The sequence below is a fragment of the Sporanaerobium hydrogeniformans genome (assembly GCF_002735925.1).
GTDB lineage: Bacteria > Bacillota > Clostridia > Lachnospirales > Cellulosilyticaceae > Sporanaerobium > Sporanaerobium hydrogeniformans.
The window spans coordinates 55,556-68,711 of the sequence record NZ_PEDL01000015.1; the positions used below are offsets into that span (position 1 = coordinate 55,556).

General features: G+C 34.4%; 12 protein-coding genes and 1 other RNA gene. 10 read left to right on the forward strand and 3 right to left on the reverse strand.

What is annotated here, in order from left to right:
- Window positions 1-4: 4 nt before the first annotated feature.
- Window positions 5-1,399, reverse strand: a complete 1,395-nt coding sequence (locus tag CS063_RS12760) for a YjiH family protein (RefSeq protein ID WP_099450094.1) — start codon at window positions 1,397-1,399, stop codon at window positions 5-7.
- A gap of 410 nt (window positions 1,400-1,809) precedes the next feature.
- Here CS063_RS12760 and CS063_RS12765 point away from each other — a divergent pair, with 410 nt between their 5' ends.
- Together CS063_RS12765 and CS063_RS12770 are read left to right on the forward strand one after the other, a co-directional pair.
- Window positions 1,810-3,264 (forward strand): hypothetical protein, encoded by a 1,455-nt coding sequence (locus CS063_RS12765; protein WP_099450095.1) that lies wholly within the window; start codon window positions 1,810-1,812, stop codon window positions 3,262-3,264.
- A 15-nt stretch (window positions 3,265-3,279) separates the two neighbouring features.
- On the forward strand, window positions 3,280-3,816 hold the full coding sequence (locus CS063_RS12770; protein ID WP_099450096.1) for a Yip1 family protein: 537 nt from the start codon (window positions 3,280-3,282) through the stop codon (window positions 3,814-3,816).
- Between the two features lie 96 nt (window positions 3,817-3,912).
- Here the strand turns inward: CS063_RS12770 and CS063_RS12775 are convergent, their stop codons facing one another.
- On the reverse strand, window positions 3,913-5,334 hold the full coding sequence (locus CS063_RS12775) for a spore germination protein (protein ID WP_099450097.1): 1,422 nt from the start codon (window positions 5,332-5,334) through the stop codon (window positions 3,913-3,915).
- Window positions 5,335-5,497: 163 nt separating this feature from the next.
- Between CS063_RS12775 and tadA the strand changes: the two genes are divergently transcribed.
- The 3 genes from tadA (at window position 5,498) to CS063_RS12790 (ending at window position 7,059) form a co-directional block, all read left to right on the forward strand.
- Complete coding sequence (gene tadA, locus CS063_RS12780) at window positions 5,498-5,962, forward strand: tRNA adenosine(34) deaminase TadA (RefSeq protein ID WP_099450098.1); 465 nt, start codon at window positions 5,498-5,500, stop codon at window positions 5,960-5,962.
- 17 nt (window positions 5,963-5,979) lie between these two features.
- Complete coding sequence (locus tag CS063_RS12785) at window positions 5,980-6,420, forward strand: hypothetical protein (protein ID WP_099450099.1); 441 nt, start codon at window positions 5,980-5,982, stop codon at window positions 6,418-6,420.
- Window positions 6,421-6,549: 129 nt separating this feature from the next.
- A complete protein-coding gene (locus CS063_RS12790; protein ID WP_099450100.1) occupies window positions 6,550-7,059 on the forward strand; it encodes a GNAT family N-acetyltransferase in 510 nt (169 codons plus the stop codon).
- 44 nt (window positions 7,060-7,103) lie between these two features.
- On the opposite strand, the gene CS063_RS12795 is transcribed toward CS063_RS12790, so the two are convergent.
- Window positions 7,104-8,294 carry a coenzyme F420-0:L-glutamate ligase gene (locus CS063_RS12795; RefSeq protein WP_099450101.1) on the reverse strand — a complete coding sequence of 397 codons (1,191 nt, stop codon included), beginning with the start codon at window positions 8,292-8,294 and terminating at the stop codon, window positions 7,104-7,106.
- A 114-nt stretch (window positions 8,295-8,408) separates the two neighbouring features.
- On the opposite strand from CS063_RS12795, the gene CS063_RS12800 reads away from it, so the two are divergent.
- The 5 genes from CS063_RS12800 to CS063_RS12820 all read left to right on the forward strand — a co-directional run bounded on the left by CS063_RS12800 (window position 8,409) and on the right by CS063_RS12820 (window position 13,152).
- Window positions 8,409-9,323, forward strand: a complete 915-nt coding sequence (locus CS063_RS12800; protein WP_099450102.1) for a LysR family transcriptional regulator — start codon at window positions 8,409-8,411, stop codon at window positions 9,321-9,323.
- A gap of 129 nt (window positions 9,324-9,452) precedes the next feature.
- Entirely contained in the window at window positions 9,453-10,844 is a 1,392-nt protein-coding gene (locus tag CS063_RS12805; RefSeq protein WP_099450103.1) for an NCS2 family permease, read from the forward strand.
- 129 nt (window positions 10,845-10,973) lie between these two features.
- Window positions 10,974-11,237: signal recognition particle sRNA large type (gene ffs / locus CS063_RS12810), an RNA gene on the forward strand.
- Between the two features lie 189 nt (window positions 11,238-11,426).
- Window positions 11,427-12,560, forward strand: a complete 1,134-nt coding sequence (locus CS063_RS12815) for a sensor histidine kinase (RefSeq protein ID WP_099450104.1) — start codon at window positions 11,427-11,429, stop codon at window positions 12,558-12,560.
- Window positions 12,538-13,152, forward strand: coding sequence for a response regulator (locus tag CS063_RS12820; protein ID WP_099450105.1), 615 nt, complete (start codon window positions 12,538-12,540; stop codon window positions 13,150-13,152). The genes CS063_RS12815 and CS063_RS12820 overlap by 23 nt, the downstream gene beginning before the upstream one ends.
- The last annotated feature ends 4 nt before the right edge of the window (window positions 13,153-13,156 follow it).

A 13,156-nucleotide genomic window follows, 5' to 3' on the forward strand; every position in this document is an offset into this window, starting at 1 on the left:
AGATTTAAAAGAGAAAATGTGCGATAAGTGTAATAACAGGTAGAGTAATAAGTGTTCTTTCGATAAAGATAATGAAAAGCTCATGAAGCTTAACAGGTATCTTAGAACCTAAAAGAAGTGCACCTACTTCAGATAGGTAGATGAGTTGAGATACAGAGACACTTGCTATGATAAAACGTGTCATATCACTTTTAATAGATGTTGCCATAATGGAAGGCAGGAGCATATCAGCAAAACCAGCTACTAGAGTTTGAGAAGCTGCTGCTGCCTCAGGTACGCCTAAAAGTGATAAAAGAGGTAAAAATGGAAGTCCCAGTATTTTAAACAGAGGTGTAAAGGTAGCTAGCAAAAGTGCAATAGTTCCTACGGCCATAACAACAGGAATAACAGCTAACCACATATCGAGTACATTTTTAAAACCATCAATAATAATGTTTTGAAAGAAGCTCTGCTCTTCTGCTTTAATCAAAGCCTCATTTAAACCTTGCTTAAAGTGATGGCTAGTTGTGCTTGAATCCTTTTGAAGGGCAGGTTTACTTCCATCAAATAAAATATCTTTTTTGCGAGAAAGAGGTGGAAGTTTAGGAATAATAACTGCTGCAAGTAGACTAGCAACCGTGACGGTTAAATAAAAAGGAAGGAACATCGAGCTAAGGCCTACTGTATCAATCACAACTAAACTAAAAGTAATGGATACAAGAGAGAAGGTTGTCCCAATAACAGCAGCTTCACGTTCTGTATAAAAGCCTTCTTCGTACTGTTTACTTGTTAAGAGTACCCCTATTGTTCCATCTCCTAACCAAGAAGCAATACAGTCTATAGCTGAACGGCCAGGAAGGTTAAAAACAGGTCGCATTACCTTTATAAGGAGATTGCCAACAAACTCTAAAAGCCCAAAGTTAAGAAGCAAAGGCAGAAAGAGACCTGCAAATAAAAAGATAGAAAATAAAATAGGAAGTAAGTTATAAAGGACTAAACCACCTGTATCCATAGAGGTAATAGCTGCAAATAAACCTCCTACCACTGGAACTTGAGATAAATCAGTTGAACGATTAACTAAAATAATCATCACAAAGGTAAAAGCAAGTAATCGAACAATAAACCAAAGAGGCGAGACATTAAATAAAGTTTGTATAAAAGGATAAGTAGAAAGCTTCTGAGGTTTAAAACACTTGACATAGATAGAGCCCATAAATGAAATAGTAGCTAGTAATGCAATAATATAAAGCATAACGGGTTCTAAAAAGTTTTGGAGACTACTAGAAATAATGGCTATAGGTATTGTAACCTCTCCGTTGATAGAGAGAGGACATATAAATAGGAAAACACCTATTAAAGAAGGGATAATGAACTTTAAAACATTTTTAATATTTTTTGTTGGAGTATGAGAAGTATGCATAAATAGAACCTTTCTTGTTTTAAATTATGTAAACATATTATACCTATAGATGTAAATAAAATCAAGAAAAAATGTATATTTATTCATAAAAGTAGTGTACATAAGTTTTGTGAAACAAAAAAACTAAAAATAACACTTAAATTAAAAAAAGCTTAGTATCCATCGAATCATATGAGATGATTTATACTAAGCTATATAGGGAAAGGATATTAAAAACAGAACACAATAAGCATAGTATTTTTTAGAAGGCTTTGCAAGGTGGTGGGCCTTTAAAGTCTAAAAATAAGACAGAGTTCTTTAAAGTTATGGGATATTTTTAGTTTTTATAAGGGATGGTTTGAAACCCTGGGTATTCATGTAGTATAATAGGGGCAATAGGTGAAATGAACTATTTGATAAAGGAGCTGAACATGGAAAAATTAAAACAAGAGCTTATGCATTATAAGTGGGTTTTTATTATAGGTTTAGTTGTGGCTATTATATTAGGCATAATAGGTGCAAACTTACATGTATTTGCCTTTATGAGTTATAAGGCGCAAGGAGACACAGATCGTATTATAGAACTTTTAAAAGATGATATAAAAAACACAAGAAGACAAGATGATTGGTATTATAAAGAAGGTGTAAATTATTTATTAATAGAAGAAAGTGAGGAAGGTTTAAGTTTTTTAGAAGAAAACCTAGCAAACTTTATTTTAGATAGACAATATGATATTATTGCATTTTATAATAAAAAACAGTTAAGCTTTAAAAACCCTAATGCATTTATGGATATTTTAATGCAAGATGTGGGACATTTAGCGTGTAAAACTTACCTGCAACGAATGACACCAGAGGCATTGGATGAGGCACTTTTTTATTACTATGGCACTAAGCCAGCGGTAGATGTTACTTTCATTGACACACTAAGTACACTACTAGGAAGTTATCCCAATAAAATCCCTTTGAATAAGTTTCAATTTAGTTTATATGAGGTATTAGTTTTAGAAGGTGAAACATTAACAGATAAGAAGAGTATTCTTTTTAGTAAGTCTGAAAGTGAGAAAGCAAGAGAATTATTTTTTAAAAAACTTAAGACCCATCCTGTAGAATTAGATACTTTGAAACAATGGGTAGAGTTCTTAAATAAGAATCAAGTTTTAAGACCACAAGAATATGTAGAATTTAATACCAAGTATTCAGAACTCCAACTTGCACGTCAGGGTTTGAAAGATTTAGAGACAAAGGAAATTGACCTTAATAATCAAAAGGAAGCTATTGAGCTTCAGTTAGGAGACAAATTTAAACTACTAGAACAGCAGCAAAAAAGCTGTGAAGCTCTTAAAGGTGAAATAAGTACTCTCGAAAGCAAATTAGAGGGTTTAGCTGACTATGCCTATATGGCCCTCTATATTGAGACTTCTGCAGGACTTGGAAATGGAGAGTATGAAGCGTCTATTCCGAAAAAAAATATCTTTGGAAATTATAAACCCTCTAGTCAAAAGTATATTGTTAAATTAACAAATACAGAATTTTATAAAGAAGGTGTCTATTATTTAGATGTCTACTTAAAGGGAACAAAGAGTAATAAAAAAGGAAATGAGTATCCTTATTACGTAGAAGTATCCAATCAGGAATTAATGAATATGGAGGCTCTTCAGGGAGAGAGGCAAGAAAAAGTTAATAAACTAAATGTTTTAAATACAGAACTTAAGCAATTAGAGACAGAAGTAGAAACAATGAAAACAGAACTTGGTTATGAACAAAATCGTAAGGATTTAGTAGAGCTTGTTCAAAGACGTCAGGAATTTGCTAAGAAATTAGATGAAAAAGTAATAGAAATTAAAAACTTATTTGGGATAGGGACCATTCATCTACCAGAGTAGTAAGGGAGGAAAAAAATGTTATCAGGTGAAGAATTTCAAAAGAAATGTGAGCTTTATAGAATACTATTAATAAATCCACTTAAAGCAATAGAAGAGATTGGCAGGATTCGTGAGATTGACTTTGTGCAAATTGCTCTTGTAACGATTTTAGGCATAGCTATTGGACTTATTACCTCGGGTGTAGGTGGATTAGGGAATGTAATAAGTATTCCTCTTTCTATTTTTATAGGAGGGGCTATTTTGCTTTTATTTACCCTTATAGCAGGAGGAAAGATAGATTATATAGGAATGGTAAATTTTTCTGCTTATTTAGCCATATTTACTGTGCTTGCTAGTTTATTCCATCGTGTACCTTTTATAGGTCAAGGAGTAGGGCTTTTAGCAAGCCTCTATAGTATTTATCTTATTTATATTGGACTCCCTTTATTAGTAGAAGCTAGAAGTGAAGTGATGAAGGTTATAGCGATTATTTTCATTATCCTTGTAGCCTTTGGCTTTGTTTTGAGTTTTGTATGGCGATTAGGGTTTATATTTTTGAATTTTATTTTCTGATGAGACAAGTATACATTGAACAGGTAACAACATAATTGTAAAAACCTCTAAATTTGTGAATAACTTCACTGTTTTAGAGGTTTTTTGTGAATAAAATTATTTTACTTTTTGCTTAGTATTGAGTTTGGTTCTAAAGAGAAGATGGTGTAAGGCATTTGCATTAAAAGGTATAAGTGGATAGAGGTAGGGTTCATCTGTAAAGGTTTTAGTAAAGGCAAGACAGCAAACGTTAAGGATAACAGAAAGAATAAAACCAAGGGTTCCCCAAAAACCTGTAAGTATTATCATAACTATACGTGCAAATTTAAAAGCATAGCTAAGTTCTAGGCTAGGCTGAGTAAAACTTGAGAGAGCTACCACTGCCATATAGAGAATGGTGTGGGGGATAAACCACCCTGTTTTTACCGCAAAGTCACCTAAAATAAGTCCACCTATAATGGAAAGAGAAGCTCCTAAAGCATCTGGTGTATTAAGAGATGCTAATTTCAAACCATCTACAGCAATTTCCAAGATGATAAATTGGATAAAAATAGGAATAGGGTAGGGGTCTGTAGGGAGTAAAAAAGAAAAATGATTAGAAAACCACTGAGGATTATCTGTAAAAAGTACAAATAAAGGTGTTAAAAGTAAGTTGCTAAGAAATACAATATAGCGAACCAAGCGTAAATAATTTCCTGTAAAAACAGGTAAATAGTAATCATCTACAGATTGCATAAAATCAAAAATATTAGTAGGCAAGATAAGAGCGGTAGGGGTGTTATCTACTAATATAATGACTTTACCTTCCATAAGATGAGCAGCTGCCACATCAGGTCTTTCTGTATAGCGCACCTTTGGAAAGGGGTTAAACCAAGATTTGGAATGAACAGCTTCAACAAGGCTTTGGTCTCCCATAGTAAGAGCATCTACTTGTAAGTCTGTAATTAACTTTTTTACGTGTTTAAACGTTTTTTTATCTACTTTATCACGCATATAACCAATGACTACGTCCGTTCGAGAGGTTTCACCTACACTATGCATTTCAAAAGTAAGGCGGGGATCTCTAATACGTCTACGAATAAGTGCGGTATTGCAAACAAGCGTCTCTACAAAACCATCATGAGAGCCACGAAGTACTTTTTCCTTAGCAGGTTCCTCTGTGCCGCGAGCTGGATAGGTACGAAAGTCTAAAAGAAGAGCTTCATTAAAACCAGGTCCAAGAAGTAAGGTTTGCCCTGAGAGAATACCTGTAATCATAAGCTCGATATCGGTCTCATAAGAAACCTCGATAGAGCTTATGGCTTTTTCAGCTAAGTCCCTAGCCGTTTTAATGGTTCTAAAGTCTTCATCTTTGAGGTTATACATATCACGTCTTACGTATTCGAGCACGCTATCCTTTACAAAACCATCTAAATAGTAAAGATAAAAGGTTGTATGATGAACGTTAATAATACGTTCTAAAACGTCAAAGCTTTCGCCTATTCTAAGACTTGTTTTGATTTTCAAAAGATTATCTTCAAAATCATGTGTAATTTTCATGTTTTCACCACCAGGAGTTTAAATTAAGAGAGTTTTAAGCGTTTTTGTAACTACTTAGTAGAGTATACGAATTTAGAAAAAATATACAAAGCCTCTAGGGTTTCCTTAAAGGGTATGTTATACTGATGATAACGTGTTAAAATTAACTAATGAAGGTGACAAAATGAATGAGGACAGACTGTTTATGGAGGAGGCACTTCTAGAGGCAGAAAAAGCCTATACTTTAGATGAAACACCTATTGGGGCAGTTATCGTTTATGAAGGGAAAATTATTGGCAGGGGATATAATAGGAGAAATACAGATAAGAATGCTTTAGCTCATGCAGAAATTTTAGCTATTCATGAGGCATGTCAGTATATAGGTGATTGGCGTTTAGAAGGCTGTACAATATATATTACATTAGAGCCTTGCCCCATGTGTGCAGGTGCTATTGTACAAGCGCGTATCCCAAGAGTAGTCTTCGGCGCAAAAAGCCCAAAGGCTGGCTTTGGTGGTTCTGTCCTTAATATTTTGCAGCTCCAGGAGCTGAATCATCAATGTGAAGTGGTTGAAGGGGTAGGCGAAGAGAAAGCAAGCCAAATGCTAAAAAACTATTTTAGAGAGATGAGGAAAAAGACACTAAACTAAAAGGCGGAGGGAAACAAATGGCAACATATCCAAGACATAAAAAAGCAAGAATGTTAAGAGATTTTATGATTGAAACCAACGTAGTAGGCATGTTTAAAGAAGATGAAGCAGAAAACACCATCTTTTTTAGAACGGCATATCCTATGGAAGGGGATAGTGTACAAGTTGTAATCAATATAGATGATACACCTTATGCAGGCGTGCAAAGCTTGCTTTTTAAGGATGTAGCCCCAGAGAAAAAGGAGGCTGTCCTTGAAATGCTTAATCAGTTTAATTTGAAATATCCAACGATGAAATATGTTTTAACGCAAGACCACTGCATCATTGCCTCTATGTTCTTTACAGGACTTGAAGCTCAGTTTAATGCCAATATGGTATTGGGGACAACGATAGAAATGCTGAAGAAAATTGCAAGTGAACATTATGGTCTACTTAAAAAATTAGTAGTAGAGGTATAAGACTTTAAAGGAGCCATAGGCTCCTTTTTATGTTTGTTTTAAATAGAGTATCTTAAGCTAAAGAAGCTTTCTTTGGGGAAGAGCCCATAGTGATTTGTTAAGATATAAAAAAAGAAAAGGGGAATAAAAATGTTAAGATTAAGGCCATTTAAGATGAGTGATGCAACTTATTTAGCAAATTGGATACAAGATGAAAGAAGCTTTAACATGTGGAGTGCAAATAAATTGAAGTATCCTTTATCAGAAGAGCAGATAAAGGGTTATAAAGAAATGTATGAGATAGATGAGTTTGGATGGATTTTTACAGCTTTAAATGAGAAAGGTACACCAGTGGGACACTTTCTGATGCGAATGGCAGATTATAAGAAGGAGAGTGTGCACTTTGGTTTTATTATAGTAGATCCTAGTCTAAGAGGAAAAGGATATGGTGTAGAAATGGTAAGCTTAGGGGTTCACTATGCTTTTGAAATACTTAAGGTAAGAAGAGTAACTTTAGGTGTATTTGACACCAACCCAGCAGCAGAAGCTTGCTATAAAAAAGTAGGATTCGTTACAGAAACCTATAACAAAGGTGTTTTTAACTATAAGGACGAAAAATGGGGCATATTTAATATGGCTATTCAAAGAGAGAAAAGTTAAAAAATCCCCCTAGAACAATGAGAGAGTAGTCTAGGGGGATTTTATTATTTTGTATAATTATCAAAGTAACCTTGAATGTAAATGATAGGAGTACCTTTATCACCACTTCCACTTGTTAAGTCTGAAAGTGAACCAATAAGGTCTGTTAATCTTCTAGGAGTAGTGCCTTGAGCTGCCATACTACCTACAAGATCAGTTTCTTTATTACGAATATAATCAGAAATAGCTTCTTTAAGAGCATCACCACTTAAATGAGCAAAGTCGTTGTCAGCTAAGTATTTAAGCTTAACTTCATTAGGTTGACCATCAAGTCCTTTGGTATAAGCAGGAGAAACAACTGGGTCAGCAAGTTCCCATATTTTACCCACAGGATCTTTGAAAGCCCCATCTCCATAAACCATGACTTCTACAGTTTTACCTGTTTTTTCTTTAAGAAGTGCTTGGATACGGTCTACGACTATTTGGCAGTTACGAGGGAAAAGCTTGACAGTTTCTTCAGTAGCTTTATTAGAGCCAAGAAGACCATAAGCTTCATTATAACCACTTCCGTCAATAGACTCACATAAGATATCATCTAAGCCGCAAACTGTTTCTGCGCCATTTGCTTTTAAAATACGTTTCGTACGAACTCTTGTATGGATATCGCAGGTAATGACATGTTTTGTGTAATCCAAAATGGTTTTTGGATGATTAGAGAAAATAACTTCACATTCAGCACCACAAGATTCTACTAAGCTTTTATAGTATTCTATGTAATCAACACCTGTAAAGGTATGTTTATTATAACCAAATAAATCACGGAATTGTTTTTCTGTTAAGACATCTGTCCAGGGATTAATACCTTTTTCATCTAAAAGATCAAGATCTACAAGATGATTACCTACCTCATCAGAAGGATAGCTTAGCATAAGAACAACCTTTTGGGTACCTTTTGCAATACCACGAAGACAAATCCCAAAACGATTGCGACTAAGGATAGGGAAGATAACACCAATTGTATGCTCACCAAATTTGTTAGCAACATCTTTTGCAATGGCGTCAACAGAAGCATAATTCCCTTGAGCACGAGCTACAACTGCTTCTGTAACGGTTACGATATCTTGATCCTCAATACTAAAGCCTTCAGCTTCAGAAGCGGCCAGTACACTCTTTACAACGATGTCAGCGATATCGTCTCCTTCACGAATAATGGGTGCACGAAGCCCTCTAACAACAGTTCCTACCATTCTTTCCATTTTGAAATCTCTCCTTAAGTCTGTATTTTAAAAAACTCATCTCTTGTACTATACACCATAACTGTGATATAAGTAAAATAAATGATAGTGATAAAAGGTATAAGGAGAAATTATATGTCTGTGCCATTAGGTTTATATAAGATATTTATAGAAGTAGCTAAGTGCCAAAGCTTTTCCAAAGCCTCTAAAAATTTGTATATTACGCAGCCAGCAGTAAGTCAAGCTATTATGCAATTAGAGGAACAGCTTAATGTGAGGCTTTTTACGAGAACAGCTAAGGGGGTAAGATTAACGAGAGAGGGAGAGTTACTTTACGAATATGCTCATTCGGCTATTCAATTGATAGCTGCAGGAGAAAAAAAGTTGCTAGAAACACAAAATCTCTTAACAGGTGAATTACAAATAGGTGTAGGAGATACTATATCTAGATATTATCTTTTACCTTATTTAGAGAGCTTTCATAAAGAATATCCTTCTATAAAGCTAAAAATTATTAATCGTACAACGACTAAGCTATGTGATAAAATTAAGGCAGGAACGATCGACTTAGCCATATGTAACTTACCTATTGAGGACAATCAGATTGAAGTGAGGAATTGCATGGAAGTACATGATATTTTTGTAGGTGGCAAGAGCTATAAGCAGCGTTCTAAAGAACCACTTAGCTTTGAAGAGTTAAGTACCTTACCACTTATTGTGCTGGATCAAAACTCTGTTTCTAGAAGATATGTAGAGCAATTTATGCTTAGGAAAGGTGTAAAGATGAAACCGGATATTGAATTAGGTGCTCATGACTTGCTTCTTGAATTTGCTAAGATTGAATTAGGTGTTTCCTGTGTGATTAAGGAGTTTTCAGAAGAATACTTAGAGAAAAAAGAGTTATATCATTTAAGATTAGAGGAGGAAATACCAACTAGATATATAGGTGCTTGTTATTTGAAAAGTGTACCTTTATCTTCAGCAGCAACAGCATTTATAGAAGGCTTGCAACTTTCTATTCTTTCTTCTACAGATACGAAGGAGAAATAAGAATAGGAGCAAATAAAACATGAACAATATTTCTAAAAATAGAAAATATGTTAGATAAATATAATTATAATATTGATAATATTTGAAAAATTTGATAATATAGCACTATAAAATAAAAGGGGTGTAAAAATGGATAAATTTTTCAAACTTAAACAAAACGGTACAACAGTAAAAACCGAACTTTTAGCAGGACTTACAACTTTCCTTACGATGTCCTACATACTATTTGTCAACCCAAGTATTTTAGCACTTACAGGTATGGATCAAGGAGCAGTATTTATGGCAACCCTGCTCTCAGCAGCCATTGGTACCTTTGTAATGGGATTTGTAGCCAATGTACCTTTTGCTCAGGCACCTGGTATGGGACTGAATGCTTTATTTACTTTTACCGTTGTTTTTGCATTAGGCTTTACCTGGCAGCAGGCATTAGCTATGGTGTTTATTTGTGGAATTATTAATATTATTATTACTGTAACTAAAATTAGAAAAATGATTATTAAAGCCATCCCTGTTTCACTTCAATATGCCATTTCATCAGGTATTGGTTTATTTATTGCTTACATTGGAGTAAAGCAAGCACACTTTTTACAATTCACAGGAGAAGCAAAAGATGCTCTTGTAGTAGGAGAAGCAAGTAATATTTACAAGCAAATCATTCCAAGTCTTGCAAACTTCCAAGAACCAGCAGCAATATTGGCTTTAATTGGGCTTGCCATTACGATTGTACTGATGATTATGAAGATTAACAGTGCTATTTTAATAGGAATTGTAGTGACAACCATTATAGGTATTTTTATGGGTGTGACACAACTTCCAAACTGGAGCACAGTAAGCTTTGCACCACCAAGTTTAGCACCTACTTTCTTACAATTAGATTTTGTGGGACTATTTGCAGACCCTAGTAAACTCTTCTTAGTAATTACAACTATTTTTGCTTTTTCTCTTTCAGATACGTTTGACACTATTGGTACTTTTTTAGGAACAGGTAGGAAATCAGGTATTTTTGATGCAGCTGACGAAGCAAGCTTTGCAGAGGGGAATTCTTTTTCATCTAAATTAGATAGAGCATTGTTTGCAGATGCAACAGCAACATCTATTGGGGCTTTGTTAGGAACAAGTAATACAACAACTTATGTAGAAAGCGCAGCAGGTATTAGCCAAGGCGGTAAGACAGGGCTTACAGCTATTACTGTAGGGGCCTTATTCTTAATATCTGTTATCCTTGCACCTTTCATTGGGATTGTACCAGAAGCAGCTACGGCACCAGCACTTATTATTGTGGGGATTTTAATGGCTGAATCAATGGGGAAAATTAAGTGGGGAGACCTAGAAGAAGCTATTCCTGTATTTTTAACAATAGCCATGATGGCTTTTGCTTATAGCATCACTAATGGTATTGCTGCAGGTTTTATTTTCTATTGTATAATTAAGATAGTAAAAGGTAAGGCCAAGGAAGTACATCCTATTATGTATATTGTATCTGTATTATTCCTATTAAATTATATTATTGGTGCACTATAGAGAGCAGTATAAAAAACCTATTGGTATGAAGGAAGTAAAAAATGCTAGGGGTAAGAAAATATGGGACATTGACATAGAGCATGAAACCATGTATACTAATTTACATGACACATTAGTGTCAAAACATTTCCGTGCTAGCCGGGGAGTCAGCGGTGCCTTGTACCTGCAATCCGCTAAAGCAGGGGTGATGCTTTGTCTGAGGCTTTCATTTGTTTGGTCTGCCCTTAGCAAGTAGTGATGACGACTGAGTCTTGCGCAATAAGCACTTATGAACCGTGTCAGGTCCGGAAGGAAGCAGCACTAAGTAAGCCCGCTTATGTGCCGCGAGGGTGCTTGGTTAGAGCTAACTACTAAGGTAACGCTTATAGATGACTGTCGAAGCAAAGTGCACGGATTATAATAAAAATCATAATGAATAATTAAAAGTCACTCATATAAGAGTGACTTTTTTTATTAAGCTAAAAAGTCCTATACTTTAAATGTGTTTATAAAGAGAGTATTTTTTATTATGAATTAGCTTGGATTGAGGGAAGAACTAGGTTAATATAAAATTGTGAATAATAAAAAAATAAGGAGAAGCCTATGATTTGTATCTCGATTTTATGGCAACTTATAATGAGTATATATACCTTGTATACAGGAAAGGCCACAGGAACTTATGGGAGTATAGGAGTAATGGGAGCAGTCATTGTCCACCTCCTTATTTATTTAACCAATGCTATTATAAAAAGAGAAAAAATGCATCAATGGCTATATAGTATAGATTGCCTTTTTTTACTAGGAGCAGTTCTCTTTGTTCATAGTCAATTTGGGTTACTTTTAGTAACTACATGCCTTCAAATGAGTTTATATAAAGAAAAGAAATGGCCAATAGGGAGTTGTTTATTGTTTATTATAAGCTATGAATGGGTACAAGATAGTCTCTTAGGGCAACAATTTATTTTTTATGTATTAACTATCCTTGCCTTAAGTAGTGTTTATTATTATGAAAGAAAAGTACAAGAGGCTAAAAAGGTAAATGAAGAAATAAGAGAGAAGCTTTATTGCTTACAACAAAAGCTAATTATAGCAAATGAAGAGGCGGGACATATTAGAGAAGTTACTAAGGTGCAAGAACGTAATATACTTGCTCAAAAACTCCATGACAAGTTAGGACATGTACTATCAGCTAATATTATGCAATTAGAAGCTGTTAAATTAGTATGGATGAAAGAGCCTAATAAGGGAAAGGAACTTTTAGAAAGCAGTATTCACAACTTACGTATGGGAATGGATGATATTCGTCTTACTCTAAGAAGTATTAAGCCAGAACAAGCAGAGTTAGGGTTAAGTCATATTAAGAAACTATTAGAAGAGTTAAAGTATACTCAAAAGATAAAAACAAGTTTAGAATTTGCAGGTGATATGGGAGGGATTAGTCCAAAAGTTTGGTATGTTATTGGCCAGAATTTGCAAGAAGCTATTACTAATCTTATTAAATATTCAAAGGCAGATAGCTTTAAGGTTAAGATAGAGGTACATAGTCAGATTATTCGTATCCAGTTTAAAGATAATGGCAGAAATATAATGCACTATAAAAAAGGAATGGGGCTTATAGGCATGGAGGAGCGTTTACAAGCCTTACATGGTAAGTTGATTATTAATACAGAAGATGGATTTGAAATTATTATGATTATTGAAAGGAGGGAGGAAAATGAAGCTAGCTATAGTAGATGATGATATATTAATTAGGGAGAGTTTAAAAATCATTATAGGGGCAGATGAAGAGATTGAGGTGGTAGCTACCGCTTCAAATGGTAAAGAAGCTATAAGTCTTATTGAAAAGGAAAATTTGGAGGTGCTCTTACTTGATTTAAGGATGCCAATTATGGATGGGATACAGGTTTTAAAATATCTTCAAAAAAGAAAAAAGGTATTACCTGTTCTTGTTTTAACAACCTTTGATGAGGATGAATTAATAAGAGAAGCTATAGGTAATGGGGCGGCAGGTTTTCTACTCAAAAATAGTACTCCTGATAAAATAATAGCAGCTATTAAAGCTGTTTTTGCAGGGAATGGCGCGTTTGAAAAAGAGGTTGTACATAAGTTAAATAGTAATTTAAGAGCTTATCAGAATAAAATGACAGCCTATGGGCTTACAGCAAGAGAATTAGAAATTGTTGAAAGTATAGCAGAAGGGCTTTCAAATAAAGAAATAGCTACTAAACTTTATATTTCCGAGGGAACTGTTAAAAATTACATTACATCTATTTTGACAAAGATGAACCTGACACATCGTACACAAATAGCTATTACCTATCTAAGGTAAAGAG

Excerpts from the sequence above, each read along its gene's own strand:
- CS063_RS12800 (WP_099450102.1), top strand. The coding sequence starts at position 8,409 with ATGTCTGTGCCATTAGGTTTATATAAGATATTTATAGAAGTAGCTAAG.
- CS063_RS12765 (WP_099450095.1), top strand. The coding sequence starts at position 1,810 with ATGGAAAAATTAAAACAAGAGCTTATGCATTATAAGTGGGTTTTTATT.
- CS063_RS12815 (WP_099450104.1), top strand. The coding sequence starts at position 11,427 with ATGATTTGTATCTCGATTTTATGGCAACTTATAATGAGTATATATACC.
- CS063_RS12820 (WP_099450105.1), top strand. The coding sequence starts at position 12,538 with ATGAAGCTAGCTATAGTAGATGATGATATATTAATTAGGGAGAGTTTA.
- tadA (WP_099450098.1), top strand. The coding sequence starts at position 5,498 with ATGAATGAGGACAGACTGTTTATGGAGGAGGCACTTCTAGAGGCAGAA.
- CS063_RS12775 (WP_099450097.1), bottom strand. The coding sequence starts at position 5,334 with ATGAAAATTACACATGATTTTGAAGATAATCTTTTGAAAATCAAAACA.
- CS063_RS12785 (WP_099450099.1), top strand. The coding sequence starts at position 5,980 with ATGGCAACATATCCAAGACATAAAAAAGCAAGAATGTTAAGAGATTTT.
- CS063_RS12770 (WP_099450096.1), top strand. The coding sequence starts at position 3,280 with ATGTTATCAGGTGAAGAATTTCAAAAGAAATGTGAGCTTTATAGAATA.
- CS063_RS12760 (WP_099450094.1), bottom strand. The coding sequence starts at position 1,399 with ATGCATACTTCTCATACTCCAACAAAAAATATTAAAAATGTTTTAAAG.
- CS063_RS12790 (WP_099450100.1), top strand. The coding sequence starts at position 6,550 with ATGTTAAGATTAAGGCCATTTAAGATGAGTGATGCAACTTATTTAGCA.
- CS063_RS12795 (WP_099450101.1), bottom strand. The coding sequence starts at position 8,294 with ATGGAAAGAATGGTAGGAACTGTTGTTAGAGGGCTTCGTGCACCCATT.
- CS063_RS12805 (WP_099450103.1), top strand. The coding sequence starts at position 9,453 with ATGGATAAATTTTTCAAACTTAAACAAAACGGTACAACAGTAAAAACC.